This window comes from Paenibacillus kobensis NBRC 15729, from assembly GCF_004000825.1.
In the GTDB taxonomy this organism is placed as follows: domain Bacteria; phylum Bacillota; class Bacilli; order Paenibacillales; family Paenibacillaceae; genus Paenibacillus_T; species Paenibacillus_T kobensis.
The window spans coordinates 266131-288530 of sequence record NZ_BILZ01000002.1; the positions used below are offsets into that span (position 1 = coordinate 266131).

The window sequence follows — 22400 nt, forward strand, 5'->3', positions numbered from 1 at the left end:
TGAAACGCAAACAAGAGAGGACGATGAGCCCTCTCTTTGTTTTGGTAACCCGTCGCAGGTTTCCTATTTAACTATTGCTGCGGCATACATACACGCAAGTCGTTACTGGTTAATTTGACCGCCATCGACCGTGTAGATCGATTGCGACACGTAGGAAGCGTCATCGGATAGCAGGAACACGGCTACGTTCGCAACCTCTTCAGCCTCTCCGTATCTTCCCATCGGGACTGCTGCGCCGAACGCTTGTCTCGCTCCTTCGGCGTCTTGAGGGACCGTGTTTTTCTCGATCTGGCGCATCATGCGGGTGTTGATTACACCAGGCGCCACGGCATTCACCCGAACGCCGAATGGAGCCGTTTCTAATGCCACGACCTTGGTCATGCCGATCACGGCATGCTTAGAACTGTTGTAGCCGACGAATCCAGGCGCACCGATCAGTCCGGCGCCGGAGGACGTATTCACGATGCTGCCGTACCCTTGCTTTTTCATCACAGGCACGACATATTTTAAGCCAAGGAATGCGCCCTTCACATTGACGTTGAACACAAGTTCGAATGTTTCTGTTGGATAATCCTCGATATTAGCCGTAATGCCTTCGACCCCTGCGTTATTGAAGAAACCGTCTATTTTCCCGAACTTCCCGACAGCTGTGTCCACGTAAGCTTTAACTTCCTCTTCGTTCGCTACGTTAGCCTGAAGAGCAATTGCACGCGAATCATCAAGTCCCAATTCCGACACGACCTGTTGAACCGCACCAAGGTTCAGATCGACCAAAGCAAGCTTCGCTCCTTGCTCTGCCAGCTTCTTAGCCGTTGCTTTCCCGATTCCGCCTGCCGCACCCGTAATGACGATCACTTTTCCGTCGAATTTTCCCATGATTATATCCCTCCTGGAATGATGAATATAAGTTTGGTGAAATGTATCCATCAAGGTTGTTTATTGAGCCGTGTATCCGCCGTCAACCGTCAAGCTATTGCCTGTCATAAAGGAAGAATCATCACACGCCATGAACAGAACAGCTTTGGCCATTTCATCTGCTTGACCGAGACGCTTCATTGGCGTAAGCGCAGCTAACGCTTGTTTGCTTTCCTCCGGAATGATAGGTGTATCAATAAAGCCTGGACATAATGAGTTAATCCGAATATGGTGTTCCGCATATTCAAGCGCAAGCGAACGAGTCAAGTTAATGACGCCGCCTTTAGCTGCATTATAGGCTGCCGAACCAGGCGAGCCGACCCAGCCGTACATAGACGCTGTATTAACGATCGAACCTCCGCCCGTTTTCAACATTTCGCGGATCGCTTCACGTGCTACCAAGAACACGCCGTCCAAGTCAACGTTGACGGTATTGCGCCACTCGGCGTATTCCAGATCATGCGAAGAATGTACGCGTCCGATGCCTGCATTGTTGAACACGACATCCACTTTGCCGAACGCTTCGACTGTCTTTTGGAAAATGTCGGCTACTTCATCTTCGCTTGTAATATTCGCTTTTATGAACAGGGCTTCGGCGTTAAGCGCCTTTAATTCTTGCTCGAATGCCAATCCCTTCTCTTCATTCAGATCGACAAGAACCACCTTAGCTCCTTCGGACACGAACAACCGTGCTGTCGCTGCGCCAATTCCGGAAGCTCCGCCCGTAATGACCGCTACCTTGTCCTGCAGTTTACCCATAGTTGATCCTCCTAGCAGTAGGTTTATGAGAATAGCATGACTACTGAATGCAGCCGCTATTTAGTTTACACTTTCATTGTACTTTTTCGTACATTTATAACAATCATCAAGGTTTACGCGGATGTTCAGTCCGTAGACACTTCGATCAAAAATGTCTTGTTGAGGAGAAATTCATTCATGAATGACCGGCAACGAAACCGGACGAAAGAGCATTTGAAGACCGCTTTCATCAAGCTCATCAAAGAGAAAGGCTACCATTCCGTGACTGTCCGGGACATTGTGGAATGCGCCGCTTATAACCGCAGCACCTTCTATGTGCATTATCAGGACAAAATAGAGCTGGCTGATGATTTGCTTGCTTCCATGATGCAAGGGCTAGAGGATTCCGTAGGGAAGCCCTATATCCCCGGCCAACAAGTGTACGCTGAGAAGCTGAATCCGCCTTCGTTCGCCATCATTGCTTACATCTATGAACACCGGGATTTTTTCGAGCTGATTACGTTCGATGACACGCTGCCAGGGCTGCACACTCAATTCCCTCAGACGATTCTGAATATCTATCAAGAACAGTTCCAGTTCCAAACGATCAATAACATGCAGGTCAACATGGATTATTTCAAACGGTACACAGCCTTCGGCTTTTACGGACTGATTGTGATGTGGATCAGGGGCAATTTCAAGGAATCTCTTGAGGAATTCATTAAGGAAGTGATCGATCTAACGAGAACGCATATTCACTCGATCAAGTATGTAGGGAAGCATGGCGGGCTCGAATAATGGGTATCCACACCAATTCGTCTACTATAACGATATGGAAAAGGGCCATCCAGATTGGATGGCCATTAGTAATAAGTGCACCAGAATACCTGATCAGTATTATCTTGGAAATCAGAGACTAAAGTAAAGACCATTTTCGCATCCATATCTGTTCTTCCCATATAGTTACTCTCATCGACATTGTAATACTGATAAAAAGTAACTTTATAGGTGCCGTTGCTTAGGTCAATTTCGTTTTTCTTGCAGTTCTTATCTGGAACCCCGCTATCTTCAAATTGAGCAGACATCGTTAAACAATCATAGTCAACGATGTATAATCGGTTACTTGTGACTTTAATATATCCCTCTGCTTTCCTATAAAATTCCTCATCCGTTATATCAGAACCATTCTCTATAAGAATATTCCATGAGTGTTCAATGCCCTCATTCGTCATCTGGTAAACCAATAAATTCCCATTAGTCATTTGTTCTGAGAAATGATTTAAAAGTTCATTTAGTTTCCAGTCACTATTAACAAAGGATTTATATTCCTGAGCATTAACTAATCCAATAATGGATGTGTCACCGAACTTCAAACAGATATTCATTTAGCCACCTTCTCTATTCCTATAGAATTGATATGTCGTCATATTCCTCTTCCATGTTTTTAAGACGTAATATTTTTATGTCTTCTTCTGTAATTTCTTCATCATTTTCAATTACACATTCACCGTCTGCTGTTGCTGTCACTCTGGCAAGCTGTGTTTGATCTCTCCAGACAGAAAGTAAATAAGGATAATGAAATGAAACATAAAATTGATTCCCTCTTAATTCAATATTCTCAGTAACCATTTCCTCTGAACTGAATACCTCCGCAAAATCAAAAGAACAATCCTTTCCTTCCTCAACGAAGCCTTTTATAAAGCAATCAATAAATTCTTTTGTATTCTCAAGGTTCTGGATATATTTTGAACAAACATCTTCCACGATCACAGAATCCTCTAAAAATTTTTTACATTCATCTATTGTCATTTCCCTTGTCTCCTTCATTTAGATGACTACTTATTCGACAAAATGATTGAATTTCCCTGTAACTGGGAGGTTCGAAAACGACTGACGACATATAGCTGTTTTTCAGAAAAAATCGCCGCAGCCCTTCTTCCCTGACACACAGTTGTCAACAAGGGAAGCTTATGATGGTTTCAGATGATTGTTCAGCAATCAATTCAGGTACAAGAAGGGAATGGAAACGTATGACTAACAAATTGCCAGCTATCGTTGGGGGACTGCTGCTTGCTATTCTGATGGCGTCCATGGACAACACCATTGTCTCTACTGCAATGGGCACGATCGTCGGAGAGATGGGCGGACTCGATAAGTTCGTGTGGGTCACCACAGCGTACATGGTCGCAGAGATGGCCTGCATGCCGATCTTCGGCAAACTGTCCGATATGTATGGACGCAAACGATTTTTTATCTTCGGAATCATCATGTTCATGATCGGTTCCGCACTATGCGGCTTCGCGCAATCGATCGTTGCGTTAAGTATCTTTCGGGCTATACAAGGGGTCGGAGCCGGGGCAATGGTATCCATTGCGTTCACCATCTTGTTCGACGTCGTGTCGCCTAAGGACCGCGGGAAGATGATGGGAGCTTTCGGGGCCGTATTCGGTTTGTCGAGTGTAATCGGCCCCTTGCTGGGCGGGTACATCACCGATCATATTAACTGGTCTTGGATTTTCTATATCAATCTGCCGCTGGGCATCATCGCTTTACTAATGATCGTCTTGTTCTATAAAGAGTCGGCAGAGCATTCGCGGCAGAAAATCGACTGGGCAGGTTCTATTCTTCTCGTCGGAACGATCATCTGCTTTATATTCGCCCTTGAGCTGGGCGGCAAAACCTACGCATGGGACTCACTGCAAATCATCGGGTTGTTCGCCGGATTCGCCGTTCTTGCCTTCCTCCTTGTCCTGGCAGAGAAAAAAGCCGCAGAACCGATCATCTCGTTCGGCTTATTCCGCAGCAGATTGTACGCAACAAGCAATCTGGTTGCCATGCTGAGCGGAGCTGCCTATATGACAGCGGCAATCTTTATTCCGATCTACGTGCAAGGCGTATTAGGCGGTTCGGCCTCGAATTCGGGCTTGACCTTATTGCCGATGATGTTCGGTTCGGTCGTCACCGCAACGCTTGGCGGATTCCTGATGACGAAGCTGCAATACCGAACCATTATGATCGGAACGCTGGCGACGCTGCTGACAGGTCTTGCCTTCCTCTCGCAGATTACGGTAGAATCTTCTCGGCTTTCGATTACGGGCATTATGATCCTAATCGGACTTGGCATTGGCGCTTCCTTCTCGGTGTTAGGCACTTCTGTGCTTCATTCGTTCCCTGCAGCACAGCGCGGAGCGGCAAGCTCGACGTTGAATTTTAATCGCTCGCTCGGCATGGCGCTTGGCATTACGATCTTCGGCATTATACAGAGCCACAGCATGCTCTCGAAGCTCACCGCATCGCTCGGCCAAGGCGACATCGCCGTTCCTGCTGATTTGAACTTAAGCGATCCTCATTCGCTGCTGAATCCATCGTTCCGTCAAACGGTTGATCCTCAGCTTCTTGATACCGTTACTGCCGGGCTGTCAGGATCCATTGAAACCACCTTTGCATGGAGTCTTATCCCTGCTGTTCTAGCGCTGATTGCAGCATGCCTGATGACGAAGGATAAAATGGAACCGGCTGCCGAAGGCGAGGAACTGGCAACCGCACATTAATTCATATAACGGCGGGCTGCGGCATGCCGGCATAGGAGACATGACCATGAAGCTTGAACGATTAATGACCATTACGATATTGCTGCTCAACCGCAAGCGGGTACAAGCACAGGAATTGGCGGATCAGCTTGAAGTATCCTTGCGAACCATTTATCGCGATCTCGAATCGCTTGGTCAAGCAGGCATTCCCATCGTCTCCTATACCGGTATGGAGGGCGGTTATGAGATTATGGACAGCTTCCGGCTGGATCGTCAATTGCTGTCCTTCCATGAGCTGACCGCCCTCTCAACCGCACTTCGCGGTCTCGAATCTACGAAAGCTTATGATTCCTCGAACATGGACCTCCTTCTCAGTAAAGTGGGGGCGATGGTGGCGCAAGCTGAGCAAGGCCGGGCAGGAGAAGGGCAGCGTATCCATATCGACTTCACTCCCTGGAAGAATAGCCAAGAAGACCAGAGCCGTTATGATTCGCTGCGCCAAGCTGTGGATGAGCGAAAGCTTGTCCGATTCAACTACACGAGCCGAACAGGCGATGAGCAAGGACGTGAAGTCGAGCCGATGGCGCTCGTGCTCAAGAACTATGCATGGTACCTTCACGGTTATTGCCGCTTGCGCAGCGATTATCGTATTTTCAAGCTGACGCGGATTCGGGAATTGGATGTGCAGACGGGCACCTTCATTCGTCGAGCAGAATCGCTCGCGCAATTGAATGAAAGATGGATAGCGCCTGAGAGGAATGAGAAGTTTTCCGTTATTCTTCAATTTAAAGCATCGGCCGCTGTGAGCGTGATGGACCATTTTGACCATCAAGATATTGAACGGCTGCCGGACGGACAGCTTATGGTGCGCACGGCCTTTTCGAGTGAAAGTTGGCTGATTCGTACGGTACTCCAGTATATGACGGATGTTATTGTGCTTGAGCCTGCACATCTTGCGGCCAAAGTGAAGCAGACAGCACTAGATATTGCAAGGCAATATGGTATGCAGGATACGGAATAGGTTCAAGGAAGGAGGTTGCTTGCTTATGATGTCTCTGCACGGAAAAGTAGTCATTGTTACCGGGGGCGCTCGGGGGATTGGGCGTGCAACGTGTATGCAATTAGCTCTACTAGGGGCCAAGGTTGTGGTCAGCGGCAATGAGGATGAGCTAGCCATCCAATCCGTTGTCTCCGAGATTACTGCCGCCGGCGGCGAAGCTCTTGCCTTTCGCGCGGACGCTCGCAGCAAAGAGCAAATGGAACAGCTCGCAGATGCCGTGAAGAACGCATTCGGACGTATCGACGTTCTCATCTGCAATTCCAATTCCGGCACTATCGCTTCCACCTTTGCCGAGCTCTCTTGGGAATCATTCGAACAGCAGCTGACGGATGAATTGAAATCGGCATTCGAGCCCACGAAGGCCGTCATCCCTACGATGATGGCCCAGCGTTCTGGCAGAATCATCTATCTTTCCAGTACGGAGGGCAAAGATCCTACCCCTCAATATATTGCTTTCGGTACTGCGAAAGGCGGGCTCGATACGTTTGCTCGATATATTGCGCAAGAATTCGGCCCTGCTGGAATCTCGGCTAACATCGTCGCTCCCGGCTTCGTTAGAACCGATGAGCCTTTTAAGATCTCAGAGGAAGAAAGCCGAGTAATCGGCAGCTTTACGCCACTGGGCCGGATCGCCGAACCGGAGGATGTCGCAGGAGTTATTACATTTCTCGCAGGGGATGGCGCTAGATTCCTGACGGGAACCTACACACCTGTCACCGGCGGACTTGTCATGGAGTGAGCACCGCAACGTCTGTAAATGATAGCTCCAGGGCCACCCTTTATACGGGATGGCCCTTTCTTTGATAAAAGCCCGTTCATATAAGTAATTATTGACAAATCTATATCCGTTTGTTAATTTTAAAAATGAATGAATGGTTCATTCTATCTTCGTCCGATTCCGTTTACGAGTACGCCTCTGATTTAGATCATTTGCCAGTGCCCAACAGGACTTGCTCAACCTCAAGAACGTTATTGAGAACGGAAACCATACTTCATAACAGGAGGAAGACCGTATGACTGACACGAAGTATACGGCTACGAAGAGCACCACTGAACGAGCCATAGTAATCGGTGGCGGGATATCAGGATTATTGGCTGCCAAGGTGCTGTCTGAGTATTATGGCGAAATTCTGGTAATTGACAGAGATGCCTTACCCGATCTGCCTGAGAATCGACCCGGTACTCCGCAAGCGTTTCAGCCCCATCGGCTAAGCCCTCGGGGTAGTTTGATCTTGAATCGTTTGTTTCCAGGCCTTACGGAGGAACTGCTGACGAACGGTGCTCCTTCATCACAGGGCAGAGCAAGTTATCTGATTAATCCGTACGGAAACATGGTCACCGTCAACCCTCAACAAGAAGCTTTGTTCAGCAGAGCGCTGCTGGAATGGGCGCTCCGCAGACGTGTGCAGATGATTCCGCACGTTCATTTTCTAGCCCGGACAGACGTGTTAGGTTTCTATCCAACGCCGGACCGTTCCCAAATCATCGGGGTGCAAATCCAGGAACGAGGTTCAGCCCAAGCGCAGGTGAACCCTATTACGTCGGACCTTGTGATCGATTGCAGCGGCCGTTCCTCCAAAGCGGTCCAATGGCTGACCGAGCTCGGTTATGATGTGCCTGAACCGGAGCTGCTGAGAGTATCCCTGGGATACAGTACGCGCCATTACAAAATCCCTTCCGATAAAGCAGATCAATGGAACGTCCTCCGTTCCGAAGGTGACCCTGCCAGAGGGACTTATACAGCCGTATTGTCTGTTATTGAAAATAATATTGCCGAAATGACACTATGGGGTTTGGGAGGCCGTTATCCCGCTACGAATGCAGAGCAATTCGAACGCGAAGTAGCCCAATTGGCAAATCCGATATTTATGGAAAGGCTGCAGGAACTTGAGCCTGTGTCTTCTCCACGCGGTTACCGCGTGCCGGAGCTGACCCGACAACATTTTGAGCAAATGCGGCGTTGGCCGTCCGGTCTGTTGGTTATGGGAGATGCCTTTGCTCAGTTTGATCCCATCTACGGCCAAGGAATGACCGTCGCCGCGATCGAAGCAGAAATTTTGGCAGCTTGCTTGTCACAGCAGCAACTCCGGCCTCGATCCGACTTCGAACTGAGCGTTCTCCAGCGAATGCAGGATACGATTGAGCCCGCCTGGTGGTTAAACGGCGTCGCTGACTTGAGGTGGCCAGGAGTCGAGCATGTCGGGCCCGAGCCGTTAAAAGGTTTAACTTTTGCACAACGCTATTTTGAATTCATCCTTAGACATTCAACGGAGCAGACCGATTATCAATTACACGGATTGTATTGGCTCGTGAATTCCTTGTACCTCTCTCCTTCCGAGCTGTTCAATCCGCACTTGGTTTCCTCCCTGCTTGCTGACGGTTCCGACGCCGGCAAACAACTGTTATATGAGTTAGCCGCAGGCTCCGACAGGTCAATCGAAGAACTGCTCGAACACAACATGCCTTCTTTTGAACGGGCGGCATTTGCAACGATGGATCAATTGATGCAGCAACCCTAACATGGAATGGTTATCAATCAAAGGAGTGAATTTTGCAGCTCATGTCACCTTTAACCGAAAAACAACTTCTCGGCAGACGTAAAGCACGAAGAGAACAAATTATGGAAGCTGCCTATCGAGTCTTTGCCCAGCGAGGCTGGAATAGAGCCAAGATGAGTATGATCGCCGATGAAGCCGGTCTCAGTGCCGGCCAGCTTTACCGTTTTTTTGAATCCAAAGAAGAGCTGTTCATTGCGCTTATCGAAGTAGCGATGGAAGAATCCGTCAACGCGTTGAAAACCATCTATCAACTTCCCGGTTCTCCGTATGAAAAACTAAAGGCTTTTACCACAAGCGTGTTGGAGGACGTAAAATCGCAATACCCGTTTATGCTGATCCAACAAGCTCATGTTTCGGATGAAGTTCCGCCGGAAGTTAAGCAAATGATTAACAAATACTCGATGGACCACTATGTGGAACTGCTGCTGCCATTGTTCATAGAAGGACAGGAAACGCAACAATTCGTCGATGGAGATCTATCGATCTTAATCTCCTCCTTCCTGATCACACTTTCCGCTCTGGCAACATTCAACATGCCTATGGCAGACAACTATCGGATGCCGGAAGCCGAAATGGTTCTGCGTATCGTAGCCGGCCCCAAGGCCGCTGCTCTTTAAAAAATCATTTTCAAGCGAAGGGCGGGAGATGATCGGAGATGAGTACAATGGTTACTTGCACGAACCTAACCAAAAGCTACGGAAAACATGATGCTGTCAGCCATCTCGCAATGAATCTGACCGAGAAAACCATCTATGGATTGCTTGGCCGCAACGGAGCTGGAAAAACGACTCTGCTGAATATGATCACAGGCGGCATATTCCCCAGTTACGGCCAAATCGAAATCGCAGGGTCCCGGCTCAGGATAGGCGAAACTCCACAAGACGTCTGCTATATACGGGAGAAAAATCTATTCTTCGGCAGCGCGAAAGTGATGGAGATCCTGCAGCTTGCATCCGTGTTCCACAAAAACTGGGACTGGACATTCGCCCACGAGCTGCTTAGAACCTTCAACCTCAACCCCAACAAGAAAATCCGCCAGCTCTCTAGAGGCATGGAATCGCTAGTAGGGAATATCATCGGTCTGGCAAGCCGGGCGCCACTAACGATTTACGACGAACCGGTGCTTGGTCTTGATGTGCTGATGCGGGAGCGATTCTACCGCATTCTGCTGCAAGACGAAGTGGACCATCTCCGAAATCAGTCTCATTTATTGACTGGCGAACGAGAAGCTATAGAAATTTTCATAAACGGAAGGCAAGTCATCTATAAGGAGGCTCACGGCAAAGGATTTCTGGCTGCCGTATACGGACCGCTCGGAGATGCGGACAGACAGCAGGCTCATAAGCTCGGCATCTCCATCGAAGGCCTGCCGCTGCAGAAATTCTTCTCCTATTTAATCGAAGGGGGGCAGCGAATTGAATAAAATCGCTGTATTGACGAAAGCATCCTTCTTACAGCTTAAGTTGTATCTGTTGATTATTCTAGGCATCTTTGCCGTCAGTTTGATTACAGATCTAATCTTAAGTCTATCCATGGGAGCAGGAGAGAACTCTTCGGTGTCAGCCGGGAACCTATTTACGCTATTCCTGATCTTCGTGGGCAGCGTCCTGCCGGTAAGCTTTTTCAGAAGGATCATCAACTTAGGCGCAACCCGCAAAGATTATTACGTAGGCATCTTAATCATCTATGCGTTATGGTCGCTCATCTTCGCAGTATTCAACATTGCTTGGTACCAATTGGAGATAAACTGGATCCGTGATTATGAACATACATTTAATATTCTCGAAATTTTCCAATGGGATCAATTCGGCGTTGCGGGAATGTTGGTGTACCAGTTCGGCGCTTATCTGTTTCTGCTATCGCTCTTGAACCTATTGTTCTCCGGATTGCGCCACGCCGCAGGTTGGGTTATCTGGGCAGTATTCATCGCGGCAATCCCCATCCTCACGTCGATCGCGCCGCTTCGCAGTAAACTTGTCGACGGACTAAAGACGCTGATCTCCAACGATTCCCTTCTTCAAGGATTCGGATTGACACTCGCACTTGCATGCTTGCTGCTAGCCGGCGGCTGGTGGTTTACGGCAAGACGTGCCTTAATCTAACCCCTTCATCATCTAACGGCAAGTTTTGGGGCCATCCCTTGCGGGGATGGCCCTTCTCGGACCAACCCTAGCTTTCTTACGAGTTTATTGAACTTTTTGAACAGGCTCTTAAAATATCAATATTCTCCTGAAGGAAAGTCAGATTCTTTTCAATTCCTCTGTTTTTACACCAAACAACTGCGCTGAAGGCATCGTAAATATCATATAACGGCAACACTCTCTCCAGAGCCAACATAGGTCGAACCGATTGATACCCTTCGATAAATGGCATCTTTGTTCTCGGATTGACTTCCCAAATATATCGATTCACTTTGGTAAAATCGATTTCCGACGATCCGCCCCGTGCACTCTCGAAATCAATAATGCCAGCAACCTCGTTGCCATTCACCAATATATTCCCTGGTCTAAAATCCATATGAACAATGCATGGCCCGTCAGGATCGGGTAAAGCAGAGAAAACTTCGTCAAAGTGAAGAATACATCTTTCATACAAGGTCGAGTCGAGAATCTCTTTGCATGGCTCTTTCCACTGTTCAAAGATGCTTCTAATATGTAATCTCCAATCATTAGGCTCAAGCAGCTTAAACCCATCGGTTACATGGTAACCATACCCAGGAGTCTTAACCTCATGGAGCATAGCCAGATACACGCCGATTTGATAAGAGAGTTTCTCATCAACGTCCCCTGTACAAGGCTTACCTTGAATGGCTGAAAGAAGCAAGGCTCCCGTACTGCTTTCATCCCCGTACCAAATGTCCAACACCTCAGGAACAGGTATTATCCCTTTCAATGTTTCAAGCATCTGATATTCGCGGAATAGTTTGTCCTTGTTATATGGGATTTTCACAAAAACGTTAGCTCCGCTGGCAAGAGTAAGCTTGTATACATCGGAACTAAATGACTCCGGAACATCATCAATATTCAAAACGTTTAACTTTAGCTTTTCTATAACTTTCAGAATAGAACTCATATGTAACCTCCTGATTAGCAGCGGGTTGTTCCGATTTGTTGCTATGAAAACCAAATTAAATCCAATATATTACATGTATCATAATTTCGAACCGGTACCAAGACTTTTTTCCAACGTCCCCCTTCATGGATGGAATCGCTAGGGTACTGTTCACCACGAGATCAGCACAACAAAAACAACCTTAATCCGGCCAAGCGCCCGAACTAAGGTTGTTTCTTTCGTTTCTATCGCATTTCAATTGCCGATGATTACTTCATCCTCGAACACGAATCATGCCGCTACATATTCGAATCGACAGACCGGCCGCCTGTTTGCGCATCCGCCAAATTCGCTTTGCGGTTGATCATGATATTCCGGATATAGATGAATACGCTGGGCAATTGCCCCAGAATGAAGACGGGGTCGCGGCGGTAGATCGCGTATGCCGACAGGACCGCGCTGCCCAGTATGCTGTAGACCCAGAAGGACAGCGGCACGACCGTCTGCTTCGCTTTCTCGCTCGCCAGCCATTGCGTTATGAAACGCATCGTGAACAGCAGCTGTCCGGCGAACCCGAATACGACCCAACAGATTTCACTGACCGATAAGTTGCTGAATGTGAGCTGCCCCATCCTATTGGCCCTTAATCTGGTAGCGGATGACCCGTTTGCGCAGCCAGCCGATGACGATTGCATCCATCAACCCGACGAATGCCCGATTAAACACACCGTACTTGGACACGCCGAACTGCCTTTCATGATGCGACACAGCAACCTCGATCACCTTGAAGCCGTTGATCTTCGCAAGCGTCGGCAGAAACCGGTGCATCCCTTCGTACAAATAATAGCTGTCCGCGACCTCCCGCTTCATCAGCTTCATCGGACAGCCCGTATCGTAGATGCTGTCGCCGGTCAGCCAATTGCGCACGCCGTTGCCGACGCGGGAAGAAACCTTCTTCACGAGCGTGTCCTGCCGGCGCACCCGTTTGCCGTTCACGAAATCCATCTGCGGAATATAAGGCATCAGCTTGAAAATATCGCGCGGATCCGTCTGCAGATCGGCATCGATGAGCGCAATCAATTCTCCAACCGACTGTTTAAGTCCGGCATAGATCGCGGCCGTCTGCCCGCAGTTTGATTCGAAATGAATGACCCTCACGGCCGGATCTTCCTGCGCAAGTTCATTCAGCAGGCTTGCGCTGCGGTCCTTGCTTCCGTCGTTGACAAGCACGATCTCGTAGCTTTCAACCCGTCCTCTCACCGCATTCGTAATCGCTTCATGCAGCGGCCGAATATTGTCCTCTTCGTTATAGATCGGCGCTACGATTGACAGTCTTACCATACGCACTCACTCCTGTACCATGTAACGAACCGGGTTATCCCTTGCGCAAGCTGAGTCTTAGGTTCATATCCGAACAACCGGTTCGCTTTTGTAATATCCGCATAGGTTTTCTCGACGTCCCCAGGCTGCTTCGGCAGCCTGCGAATGTTCGCTTTGCGCCCGAGCTCGTTCTCAATAGTCTGAACAAGCTCAGCAAGCTCTATGGTATGATTCGTACCCAAATTGACGATTTCATATACAGGTTCACGACTTTCTACATAATGAAGAGCACCGAGCATTCCGTCGATAATATCGTCAATATACGTATAATCACGCCTAGTCGACCCGTCGCCGTACACGGTCAGTTCCTCGCCATGGTCCAGCATGCGGGTAAATTTATAGATGGCGAGATCCGGCCGCTGCCTAGCACCATACACGGTAAAAAATCGAAGCATGATCGTATCGATACCATAAAGATGGTGATACGTGTGCCCGACCACTTCGCATGATTTCTTCGTTGCCGCATACGGCGAGATGCTCCGGTCCACGACATCCTGCTCGGAGAACGGCACCTTCAACTGATTGCCGTATACAGACGACGAAGAGGCGCACAGCCATTTGCGTACGCCATGCTTACGCATCGCTTCGAGCACCTGCATCGTCCCCCGAACGTTCACGTCCTCGTAGAGCAGCGGATTATCGATCGACGGCCTCACGCCAGCCATCGCCGCCAGATGAATGACCGCATCGATTCGCTCCTGCTCGAATATCGCTTCCAATTCGTCTGAATGGCGGATATCCGCCACGACAAGCTTATATGCGGGCCCGTTCACGAAGTCTGGCAGCCTGCTCAAGTCCTCTTTCTTATTCCTGTAAGGGAAGGCACGCTTCGTTCCGGTACTCTGAAGCACGTTGCTTATCTTGATCTTATAATCATAAAAATCCGCGAAATTATCGATGCAAACGACACGGTGCCCAAGGCTGAGCAGCCTCTCGCACCAATGGGAGCCGATAAAACCCGCTCCTCCGGTTACGCAATACGTTCTCATTGAGCCTCCCGCAGCGTATAATGCCGCCGATCCGAGCCGTCTCCGACTCCATAGTAATGGAAGCGGCCGCGAACAGCCTTATCCTGTCCGAACATGTTGCGGCAATCAAATAAAAAGCTGCTGCGCATGCTGCCTGCAATAGCGTTCCAATCGACTCTGCGAAATTGCTCCCATTCGGTCATGATGACGATGGCATCCGCTTGAATGGCGCTTTCCTCTTCGCTGATGCAGTATTCGATCGATGGGTTCAGATCTGGCCATAACCGCACTGCTTGCTTCATTCCTTGCGGGCAATAGACGCGAATCGCCGCTCCTTTGCCGCTCAGTCCCTGAATGACATCGTAGCTTGGCGTCTCGCGAATGTCGTCGGTGTCCGGCTTGAAGGCCAGCCCCCAGACGGCGATCGTCCTGCCTTTCAAGGAACCGCCATAAGAGAGCGTCTCGCTTATGCGGTCAAGCATCGTCTGCTTCTGTTTCTTATTCGCAGCGATAGCAGCCTGTACAACATAAAGCTCTTCGCCGCTTCGTCTGCCGACGTCGACGAGCGCCTGCGTATCTTTCGGGAAGCAGCTGCCTCCATATCCCGGGCCCGCCTGCAAGAAGTGGGGCGATATCCGTTCGTCCATACCCATTCCTTGCGCGATATGCGAAATGTTCGCCCCGACCTTCTCGGCCAGCAGCGCCATTTCGTTGATGAACGATATTTTGACCGCCAAGAACGAATTAGCTGCGTATTTAATCATCTCTGCCGACTCCAGATTCGTGCAGAGGAACGGGATGCCCGCATCGGCATGCACCGAATAGACCGACTGGAGCAGCCGCTCTGCATGCTCGGATTCGGTCCCGATAATGACTCTGGACGGCGACAATGCATCACTCACGGCTTGACCCTGCCGCAAAAATTCCGGGTTCGATGCCACCTCGATCCGATAGGCTGCACCACTGCCGGCAACAGCGCTGTCGAAGTAGCGTTGGAACGTTCCGCAAGTGCCTACAGGCAGTGTCGACTTTAACACGACGAGCTTGTCCCGGTCCGCATATTGCGCAATCGAAAGCGCCGCTTCCCGGACATAACGAAGATCCGCGCTGCCGTCCATCTTCGAAGGCGTTCCGACCGCGATGAAGATTACATCGCTGTTGTGAACGACTTGCTCGGCACTTGTCGTGAACGACAACGCGCCTGATTGAAGCCCTTCCTTAAGCAGTTTATCCAAGCCTGGCTCATAAATCGGAGATTCACCTTCGCGCAGACGGGTTATTTTGTAATCATCGACATCCATGCACGTCACTTGGAAACCATAATGAGCAAGAACCGCGCCGTGGACGAGCCCTACGTACCCTGTACCGATTATTCCAATTGTTATCATCGTCATATTCACCTCATCTTCTTGGTGCTGCTTGACTTTCATTTACGATGAGCGAGATAATTAGTTTACTAACTTAACTATTAATATAATAATGAACCGTTTCGCATAATTCAAGTATAATAAGCTTGTACAAATTCAGATTGAGATGGGATTTGATTTCAACATGCCGAATAATTCATTAACGATACAACAGCTGCACGATGCGTTCCTGCTTTTCTCCAAGGCCGAATGGCGCCAGCGGACGATCCGCGGTTTCAACCGGAGCGAGATTCGTGTTCTGTTCAGCATAATGGAAAGTGAGAAAGCCGGAGTTCCGAAAATGAAAGTATCCGACATAGGCAAAAAAATGATGGTCACCACCCCTACCATTACGCAATTGATGAAACGGTTGATCGAATCCGAGCTTGTAGAACGCACCGTAGATCCGGATGACAAACGGTCTGTCGGCATCGAGCTTACCGATAAAGGAAGGCAAATCGCGATGGAAGCAGATGAGCAGCTGAATGAATCGATTGACGGGTTAATCGACCATCTCGGCGCGGATGACAGCATGAAGCTGGCGGAGCTGCTGACCAAGACGTTTCATTACTACTATGAGCGGAACCGGGAGCTATAATTGGATTTGTTCATAGATATGCTCGAAACTCTTTTTTAATGCTGTGTAAATCCCGGCTCTCTGTTAGAATAGAAGCAGCACGACCTCACTTCCTAACAATATGACGCGAAGGATGATGCTTCCAGATGACGAGAGCCTATATGACCCTAACGACAATCTACGTGAATAATTCACCGATTCATACGATTTCGCTTAACGAGCCGAACCTTGAGCATATTGCCAACCTTGTTAAAGAAACCGCCTCCATGTTGAAGCTGGAGGGCATCTTGACGAGTGGAACGGTAGTGAACACCGATACGGGCGGGACAGCGATCGCTTATTCGCTTGGCGAGCACAAAGTATTGGTCGTGCTGGAGAAGCTGCCGCTCATGAAGTTCGACGCGGGCAGCGATAAGTTCGATTACGCGAAGTTTTAACGGGGAACCGCAACCGGCCGGGAGGCTGGTTGCGGTTTTTTTTCAACCATTCCATCGAGTAAGGCGGTCCTCTTAGATTGTTATCTCTTCATCTCATCAAAAACCTTTTTCTCAGCATCAGAGAAGCTGTCATAGCTATCCAAGTAGGTTATAAACTTTTCATTCTCCAATTTTCCGTATATCTTTTGACCGGATTTCGAGTATATTTTACAAGTATTAGTTTTACCGTTCACGACAGCAAAAGTATCGCCAATTATATATAAAACTCCGTGCCGTTTTCTATAGTCTGCCACATGATAATCCAATATCGTCATTTCAAGGTTATCATTATAAATTTCCAGTTTCAGATCATCGGGATATCTCCCTATCTGGAATTTCCCGCCTCCGGTTTCCTCCACCGTATCTTTTCCCATGGGATATTTGGATTTGCTTATGCAACCATTCAACATGCTCAGCATTAAAATAACAACGGTAAATCCGAGATATAGCTTCATTACCTGCCGCATCGAATGAAGCACGTCCCCTTACATCATTTAACACTATGAACGAGTAAAGAAGGCAAATAGTTTACTCATACAGCTCTTACATCATCTGTATTCTCTAATCATTCCACTCCACCAAAAGATAAAATATGAGTTTCTAAATCAACTTCAAGTTGAGCTAGGCTCTTAATAACACTTGCAGGCAATGTATACCCTAGTTGACCAAAATCTGATCTAATAAATAGTTTTATTGATAATTCATATTGTTGCTTTAAAGACAGCAGCGTTTCTTTACGATTAACACACAGATCCAAAAGTTCCATTAATGCTTCGTCTGGCGTTTTTTCCTTGAATTTAACGTCATATCTCCAAATATTTTTAGGTGCAGATTTACCTCCTACCATCTGCTCCTTGTTGACGACCCTCGTCGGATCAACATTTAATATAGAACTTATCAATTCAAAATCAACTGGATCAGTCGATGAAACCACGAGTGAACAACTTCCCTTAATCAAATATCCTCACACCTCCAGCAACTATCTACAGCATCATCTTTAACTCTTAATCGTAATATTCCCCTTCGTCTCCTTGAACCTTGGCGCCTATCTTATTAGCAGCAGCAATGAGCACTTCAATTGCTGGCTTATTCGCTCCGCACAAAGTTAGTCTGCCATCTTGATAAAAGACTGGCAGATCTTTAAGATGCTTTATAACCTGCGTAAACTCAATTTCTGTAATGGGCCGCTCATTACTCATGAACCAGTGTTCAGACTTAATAATATGAACATCGTAACTCATCGCGATTCCTCCAAGTTATCATTATATTGATCAACTAGAAGCTCCTAACGCTCCTACTCATTCTATGATTTCATATTCAAAGCTCTCGCAATAAAACGAAAACATTGCTTCCTCTTCCTCAGCAACTCGGTATTTGATGCCTTGCAGTTGGTGGTCTCTAACGTCATAAATGTTGAAGTACAATGCAAACATCCCCTCAAGATATCCCACTTTGATATCTCTCACACCTCCGAAGGTAATCCGAAATTTCTGATCTCCCTCGTAACATGGATAGTCACACAAAATAACTTCCAACGTATATTCCGGATCGCCAAGCCCACTTAGATCGCGATGCAGATTGAATGATTGTAAGCAGTGATACTTTTTGTGTTTCTGATAGAAATCCGTCATTAAAGAATCGAATTCGGTCATCTTGAATCCCCCTCCAATCCTCTCTCATTGTCGATTTCCAACGGGATCACCCGCCCTACTTCCAGATATACACATCATAAGGCACTTCCCCCATTTCTAAAAAGAAAAAAATAGCCCTCCCCAACCATCCGATTGAGAAGGGTACCGTGTACGTGCCTGCAGCCGTGATGTTCACCGCGTAATCGCCTTTGACCAAACGCATAATAAAATGTTGAATAAATCCTGCTTTCACATTAAAGATATCTCTATTCATAATTTCAACAAAGATCTAATTAGAAGGGGATGTTCAGCTCTTTCGTAATGAGGTCTCTAATTTCCGTACCGTTATTTAGATCACCATGCGTCAATAAATTCAAAACCACTCTTATCGCTTTTCTAAAACTCATCTGACTTGACCCCACTAAGCCATGGGCACCTGTATGAATGATTAATGTTCCGGAAGGCAGGAGATCGTTCGCATCAGAGACAAGCTTATGAATCTCGTCTACTATTGCGGTGATATATTCCTCTGGAATACCTAATCGAACCTCATCAGGCTTCAGCGCGATTATATCTTCAATAATCGTACCATTCTCGTGTCCAACCTCTGCCTTCACGACTAGCTTCCCTTCGTTAGAAGGGCTATAGGTTACGCCAATAAAAGCATATTTACTAATCATACCCGCTCTCAATACAAGTTCGATGGTTAAGCGACATGGACTGGATTGAAGGCCGTTTTTTTGAATAAATGTTTTCTCTACCGTGCTCTGTGATGAATATGGCAATAACGGCGACTCATCCAGCCAGAGTCTTCCCCGCTTATAAGCGCCTAAATGATCGAAAGTAAATTGCATATTTTCAACCTCTCGAAGTGTGATCTATTTTTTAAGTTCCAAATCGCTATACTTGATCTCGAATTCCGCGTGGTCGCCTAGCGCGTGACTAACAGGGATGCTGATGCCTACTGAATCTTTCGTAAAATAACTAAAAATATCACTCTGGCTGGCTGTTCCGATTTCATCTAAAGAATCAGAATGGTTGAACTGCTGCAGCAGCTCGCTTTTGGACCACATCTTTAATGCGTCTACAATGTCTGATTTACTCGCCGCCGTATGCTCCGGTACTGTAAATTGTCCATTCCACAACTTATCGATAAAATGCTCATCTATAACTACAACGTCATTCAGCCGTAATTTCGTCCCATTGGCGAGATCTATATTGGTTGTATAGAAAAGATTGTTCGGGTGGGCTGCCCCAGCCACATCACCTAAACCAGCGTATTGAATGCTTAATCGATTCGCATCTTTCAATGCAATCTGGTAAGTGATATCTAAGTCCAAATTGTCGGGAATGCCTTGGTTGCCCGGATCAGTGTAATAGTGTAAAACTTTTAGACTCTCATTCCGGATCAGTTCATTGATCTTGTTCTGTCTGCCTGCATCGTCCAGCCCCGTGATCTGAGGGTATTTGATCGACATATTCCCCGACGTATAATCGGCCTCCGTAATGTTATAGTCCAGCCGATCCATCTTGTTTGAATCAGGCCCCGTAAGGGATGGATTCGCAGCATCTTTAACCTGAGCGCAGGATGTTAATAGCAACACAATGGCTGCCCATATCCATTTCGTTTTCATATACAATTAACCACCTTCTAATTTCCTTCGTTACCCGAAGCTACCGCTTAAGCATCGGCACCAACACTTCCTGGATCTGTCCCTCTAGTTCATTCTCACGATCGTGCATGCCGCACCGCCTACCCATCATTATTTTCCATAAAAAAATTTCCAATCGTTTAAGCAGATATGTTATAGTTCAATTACTTCAGTGCACAAAAGCATAAAAGCACTAAAGCTCAGTTGAATAAGGAGTGTTTAACGCGATGGCAACATTAGAAGACCTTCGGAAGCAGATAGACCAGCTGGATGAACAAATCATCGAGCGGCTCGCACAGCGGTTTAAATTAATTGAAGAAGTAGGCAAAATAAAAGCGAAAGAGGATATGAATGTCCAAGACGTTGACCGCGAATCTCGTATTTTCAACAAAGTCGAACATCTCGCTGAAAGGTACGGCATGGACAGCAAGGCTGCAACTCAACTCTACAGACAACTGATGGATTTAGTTATTATACGGCATCAAGAAATTCGTCGAGATGCTGCCTCAACTAGAAAACCTTAATGACAGCAATCTTATGACGATCTCGACAAAAAAGCGCACCAATCCTTTCTCGCCTGCTGCGGGATTAGACTGACGCGCCTTCTTATTGCTTATTACACTCCTGCATGCGCGAGCGCTAGAACTTACTTCGCCCGGTACACCGCGCATCCGTCCCGCTCCGCAAGCTCAATTCGCCCCTGCTTCTCCAGGTGGACCAAATGCGCAAGCGTCTCCGCCATGGCGAAGCGGAGATTATGCATATTCGTGCGCAGACGGGCGCCGAACAGCAATTCGCACACCTCGAAGCCGGTCGCCGACTGGTTCTCCTGCTCCTGAAGCAGTTGAACCATTTTGTCCAGACGGCGCTCGTGATGGCGGATCAGCTCGTTACACCTCACCACAAAATCTACGAACGGCTCTCGGTGTCCTGGAAACGCCATCCCGACGTCCAGCCGGCTCAACTGAAGCAAACTATCTAGGAATGCCGCAAGCGGATCGTCCAGTTCATCCGGCACGATGCTTACGTTCGGCGTAATGTCGGGCATGACCTGATCACCGCATACGATCGTCCGGCTCGCAGCGTCATAGAACAGAATGTGCCCGCTCGCATGGCCCGGCGCGTCGAGCGTCGTCCATTCGATACCGCCGAACCGGAATGGCTGACCGGCCTCCATATACTCCACCTTGGGCTGAGGCGATACGTTCGCGACGAAGCTCTCCAAGTTGTCCGCGATTCCTTCACGCAGAACGGCCGGCATGCCATGCAGCTCGAACACCGCCGACAGCTTCGCGCCAAGCTCCCGCTCCTGCCCCCACATCCGAAGGGCATATTGGTGCGACGGCTTTGTCATCCAGACCGGCGCTCCAGACCGCTCTTGGAACAGTCCAGCAAGTCCGTAATGGTCCGGATGCTGATGGGTCAGAACGATTCGAACGATCTGTTCATCGCGAATCCCTTCCCGCTCCAGCGCCTCGTCCCAAGCTGCGACCGCTTCCGGCGTATTCAACCCGGGATCGATCAGCGTATAGCCGCCTTCCGGCTCCGGCACGACATAAGCATTCACATATTTCAACGCAAATGGAAGCGGAACCTTCACCTGCAGCCATCCATTCGGCCAGCGCTTCACGTTCGCCGGCTGTCCGCCTGCCGGACCGCCATTGCTGCCTGCTGTTGGATGCTCCTGCTCCGCTGTCATTCCGCTACACTCCCGCTCATAATCAGTCTTAATGATTGATCAATCTGATAAGGACTTCCATCGTATGCCCCCGCAGTCCGCTCAAGCCGTAAACCTGCCGCGGCGATCGCTTGCTTGAACCACTCGAGACCATAGAGCTTCACTCGCTCTTCATAACAGCGCTCTTCGCCTGACGGCTCCGTAATCGTAATCGTCTTGCAGACGGCACCGTCCTCGATCCGGCGTTCCTCCCGAATCGTCCATCCCGTCTCTTCATCTACCCTCTCGGACAGCGGCACCAGCGTCCGCTCTACATAAGGCGCGTTCAAGAAATCGATCACGAACGTGCCGCCCGGACGAAGCACCCGGCGCAGCTCCTTAAGAACGCCCGCGTTGTCTTCTTCATTGAAATAGCCGAAAGACGTGAACAAGTTAACCGTCGCTCCGAACGTACCGTCCGCATACGGAAGTTTGCGCATATCGCCTTGCTTCCAGTTGACCCGGCTGCTCACGTCTTGTTTTCTAGCCTGCTCCAGCAGCGGCAGCGACAAATCCATTCCGCTTACTTGATACCCTAGCTCATCAAGTGCCAGCGCATGCCGCCCCATGCCGCAGCCGATGTCCAGCAATTCCATGCCGGCAGGCAGCTTCGCCCACTCGCACAACTGCTTTACTTCGCGGTTCGCCTGCTCCCAATTGCGGTGTTTATATACAACCATATAATCAGAGCCGAAGCTCCGTTCGAACCATTCTCCCATGAACCGTATCTCCTAACTGCTC

28 protein-coding genes are annotated in these 22400 nt (G+C 48.4%); 11 read left to right on the forward strand and 17 right to left on the reverse strand.

Features of this window, described 5'->3' with window-relative positions; all coding sequences use genetic code 11:
- Positions 1–102 precede the first annotated feature (102 nt).
- Both PKO01S_RS02810 and PKO01S_RS02815 read right to left on the reverse strand, forming a co-directional pair.
- Positions 103–876, reverse strand: coding sequence for an SDR family NAD(P)-dependent oxidoreductase (locus tag PKO01S_RS02810; RefSeq protein WP_127529771.1), 774 nt, complete (start codon positions 874–876; stop codon positions 103–105).
- 60 nt (positions 877–936) lie between these two features.
- Entirely contained in the window at positions 937–1674 is a 738-nt protein-coding gene (locus PKO01S_RS02815; protein WP_127529772.1) for an SDR family NAD(P)-dependent oxidoreductase, read from the reverse strand.
- A 177-nt stretch (positions 1675–1851) separates the two neighbouring features.
- On the opposite strand from PKO01S_RS02815, the gene PKO01S_RS02820 reads away from it, so the two are divergent.
- Positions 1852–2451 carry a TetR/AcrR family transcriptional regulator gene (locus PKO01S_RS02820; protein ID WP_127529773.1) on the forward strand — a complete coding sequence of 200 codons (600 nt, stop codon included), beginning with the start codon at positions 1852–1854 and terminating at the stop codon, positions 2449–2451.
- A gap of 65 nt (positions 2452–2516) precedes the next feature.
- Here the strand turns inward: PKO01S_RS02820 and PKO01S_RS02825 are convergent, their stop codons facing one another.
- Both PKO01S_RS02825 and PKO01S_RS02830 read right to left on the reverse strand, forming a co-directional pair.
- On the reverse strand, positions 2517–3038 hold the full coding sequence (locus PKO01S_RS02825) for a hypothetical protein (RefSeq protein WP_127529774.1): 522 nt from the start codon (positions 3036–3038) through the stop codon (positions 2517–2519).
- Positions 3039–3057: 19 nt separating this feature from the next.
- Positions 3058–3462 carry a hypothetical protein gene (locus tag PKO01S_RS02830; RefSeq protein ID WP_127529775.1) on the reverse strand — a complete coding sequence of 135 codons (405 nt, stop codon included), beginning with the start codon at positions 3460–3462 and terminating at the stop codon, positions 3058–3060.
- A gap of 221 nt (positions 3463–3683) precedes the next feature.
- Here PKO01S_RS02830 and PKO01S_RS02835 point away from each other — a divergent pair, with 221 nt between their 5' ends.
- The 7 genes from PKO01S_RS02835 (at position 3684) to PKO01S_RS02865 (ending at position 10903) form a co-directional block, all read left to right on the forward strand.
- Positions 3684–5204, forward strand: coding sequence for an MDR family MFS transporter (locus tag PKO01S_RS02835; protein WP_127529776.1), 1521 nt, complete (start codon positions 3684–3686; stop codon positions 5202–5204).
- Between the two features lie 46 nt (positions 5205–5250).
- Entirely contained in the window at positions 5251–6204 is a 954-nt protein-coding gene (locus tag PKO01S_RS02840; RefSeq protein WP_127529777.1) for a helix-turn-helix transcriptional regulator, read from the forward strand.
- Positions 6205–6229: 25 nt separating this feature from the next.
- Entirely contained in the window at positions 6230–6982 is a 753-nt protein-coding gene (locus PKO01S_RS02845; RefSeq protein ID WP_127529778.1) for an SDR family NAD(P)-dependent oxidoreductase, read from the forward strand.
- A gap of 274 nt (positions 6983–7256) precedes the next feature.
- On the forward strand, positions 7257–8762 hold the full coding sequence (locus PKO01S_RS02850) for an FAD-dependent oxidoreductase (RefSeq protein WP_127529779.1): 1506 nt from the start codon (positions 7257–7259) through the stop codon (positions 8760–8762).
- A gap of 41 nt (positions 8763–8803) precedes the next feature.
- Positions 8804–9418 carry a TetR/AcrR family transcriptional regulator gene (locus PKO01S_RS02855; protein WP_246070423.1) on the forward strand — a complete coding sequence of 205 codons (615 nt, stop codon included), beginning with the start codon at positions 8804–8806 and terminating at the stop codon, positions 9416–9418.
- Between the two features lie 38 nt (positions 9419–9456).
- Positions 9457–10224 (forward strand): ATP-binding cassette domain-containing protein, encoded by a 768-nt coding sequence (locus tag PKO01S_RS02860; RefSeq protein ID WP_127529781.1) that lies wholly within the window; start codon positions 9457–9459, stop codon positions 10222–10224.
- A complete protein-coding gene (locus tag PKO01S_RS02865) occupies positions 10217–10903 on the forward strand; it encodes a hypothetical protein (RefSeq protein ID WP_127529782.1) in 687 nt (228 codons plus the stop codon). Before PKO01S_RS02860 ends, PKO01S_RS02865 begins: the two co-directional genes overlap by 8 nt.
- 76 nt (positions 10904–10979) lie before the next feature.
- Here the strand turns inward: PKO01S_RS02865 and PKO01S_RS02870 are convergent, their stop codons facing one another.
- The 5 genes from PKO01S_RS02870 to PKO01S_RS02890 all read right to left on the reverse strand — a co-directional run bounded on the left by PKO01S_RS02870 (position 10980) and on the right by PKO01S_RS02890 (position 15588).
- On the reverse strand, positions 10980–11873 hold the full coding sequence (locus PKO01S_RS02870; RefSeq protein ID WP_127529783.1) for a phosphotransferase family protein: 894 nt from the start codon (positions 11871–11873) through the stop codon (positions 10980–10982).
- Between the two features lie 278 nt (positions 11874–12151).
- A complete protein-coding gene (locus PKO01S_RS02875) occupies positions 12152–12484 on the reverse strand; it encodes a lipid-A-disaccharide synthase N-terminal domain-containing protein (protein WP_127529784.1) in 333 nt (110 codons plus the stop codon).
- Between the two features lies 1 nt (position 12485).
- A complete protein-coding gene (locus PKO01S_RS02880; RefSeq protein ID WP_127529785.1) occupies positions 12486–13193 on the reverse strand; it encodes a glycosyltransferase family 2 protein in 708 nt (235 codons plus the stop codon).
- Positions 13187–14221: a GDP-mannose 4,6-dehydratase gene (locus tag PKO01S_RS02885; protein WP_127529786.1), complete on the reverse strand. Its 1035-nt coding sequence runs from the start codon at positions 14219–14221 to the stop codon at positions 13187–13189. Before PKO01S_RS02885 ends, PKO01S_RS02880 begins: the two co-directional genes overlap by 7 nt.
- The gene (locus tag PKO01S_RS02890; protein WP_218031449.1) at positions 14218–15588 is read right to left on the reverse strand and encodes a UDP-glucose dehydrogenase family protein; all 1371 of its coding nucleotides are present in this window, start codon (positions 15586–15588) and stop codon (positions 14218–14220) included. Before PKO01S_RS02890 ends, PKO01S_RS02885 begins: the two co-directional genes overlap by 4 nt.
- A 163-nt stretch (positions 15589–15751) precedes the next feature.
- Between PKO01S_RS02890 and PKO01S_RS02895 the strand changes: the two genes are divergently transcribed.
- The gene (locus PKO01S_RS02895) at positions 15752–16204 is read left to right on the forward strand and encodes a MarR family winged helix-turn-helix transcriptional regulator (RefSeq protein WP_164779452.1); all 453 of its coding nucleotides are present in this window, start codon (positions 15752–15754) and stop codon (positions 16202–16204) included.
- Between the two features lie 125 nt (positions 16205–16329).
- Positions 16330–16620 carry a hypothetical protein gene (locus tag PKO01S_RS02900; protein ID WP_127529788.1) on the forward strand — a complete coding sequence of 97 codons (291 nt, stop codon included), beginning with the start codon at positions 16330–16332 and terminating at the stop codon, positions 16618–16620.
- An 80-nt stretch (positions 16621–16700) separates the two neighbouring features.
- On the opposite strand, the gene PKO01S_RS02905 is transcribed toward PKO01S_RS02900, so the two are convergent.
- The 6 genes from PKO01S_RS02905 to PKO01S_RS02930 all read right to left on the reverse strand — a co-directional run bounded on the left by PKO01S_RS02905 (position 16701) and on the right by PKO01S_RS02930 (position 19924).
- Entirely contained in the window at positions 16701–17114 is a 414-nt protein-coding gene (locus tag PKO01S_RS02905; RefSeq protein WP_127529789.1) for a hypothetical protein, read from the reverse strand.
- A 110-nt stretch (positions 17115–17224) separates the two neighbouring features.
- Positions 17225–17617: a DUF4279 domain-containing protein gene (locus PKO01S_RS02910; RefSeq protein ID WP_127529790.1), complete on the reverse strand. Its 393-nt coding sequence runs from the start codon at positions 17615–17617 to the stop codon at positions 17225–17227.
- Positions 17618–17663: 46 nt separating this feature from the next.
- Positions 17664–17900, reverse strand: coding sequence for a hypothetical protein (locus PKO01S_RS02915; protein WP_127529791.1), 237 nt, complete (start codon positions 17898–17900; stop codon positions 17664–17666).
- Between the two features lie 57 nt (positions 17901–17957).
- Positions 17958–18311, reverse strand: a complete 354-nt coding sequence (locus PKO01S_RS02920) for a hypothetical protein (protein WP_127529792.1) — start codon at positions 18309–18311, stop codon at positions 17958–17960.
- A gap of 272 nt (positions 18312–18583) precedes the next feature.
- Complete coding sequence (locus PKO01S_RS02925) at positions 18584–19144, reverse strand: hypothetical protein (RefSeq protein WP_127529793.1); 561 nt, start codon at positions 19142–19144, stop codon at positions 18584–18586.
- 24 nt (positions 19145–19168) lie between these two features.
- Complete coding sequence (locus tag PKO01S_RS02930) at positions 19169–19924, reverse strand: polysaccharide deacetylase family protein (protein ID WP_127529794.1); 756 nt, start codon at positions 19922–19924, stop codon at positions 19169–19171.
- 245 nt (positions 19925–20169) lie between these two features.
- Between PKO01S_RS02930 and PKO01S_RS02935 the strand changes: the two genes are divergently transcribed.
- Positions 20170–20466, forward strand: a complete 297-nt coding sequence (locus PKO01S_RS02935) for a chorismate mutase (RefSeq protein ID WP_127529795.1) — start codon at positions 20170–20172, stop codon at positions 20464–20466.
- Between the two features lie 122 nt (positions 20467–20588).
- Here PKO01S_RS02935 and PKO01S_RS02940 read toward each other — a convergent pair whose 3' ends face one another.
- Positions 20589–21641: an MBL fold metallo-hydrolase gene (locus tag PKO01S_RS02940; RefSeq protein WP_127529796.1), complete on the reverse strand. Its 1053-nt coding sequence runs from the start codon at positions 21639–21641 to the stop codon at positions 20589–20591.
- Positions 21638–22378, reverse strand: a complete 741-nt coding sequence (locus PKO01S_RS02945) for a class I SAM-dependent methyltransferase (protein ID WP_127529797.1) — start codon at positions 22376–22378, stop codon at positions 21638–21640. Before PKO01S_RS02945 ends, PKO01S_RS02940 begins: the two co-directional genes overlap by 4 nt.
- Positions 22379–22400: the final 22 nt, after the last annotated feature.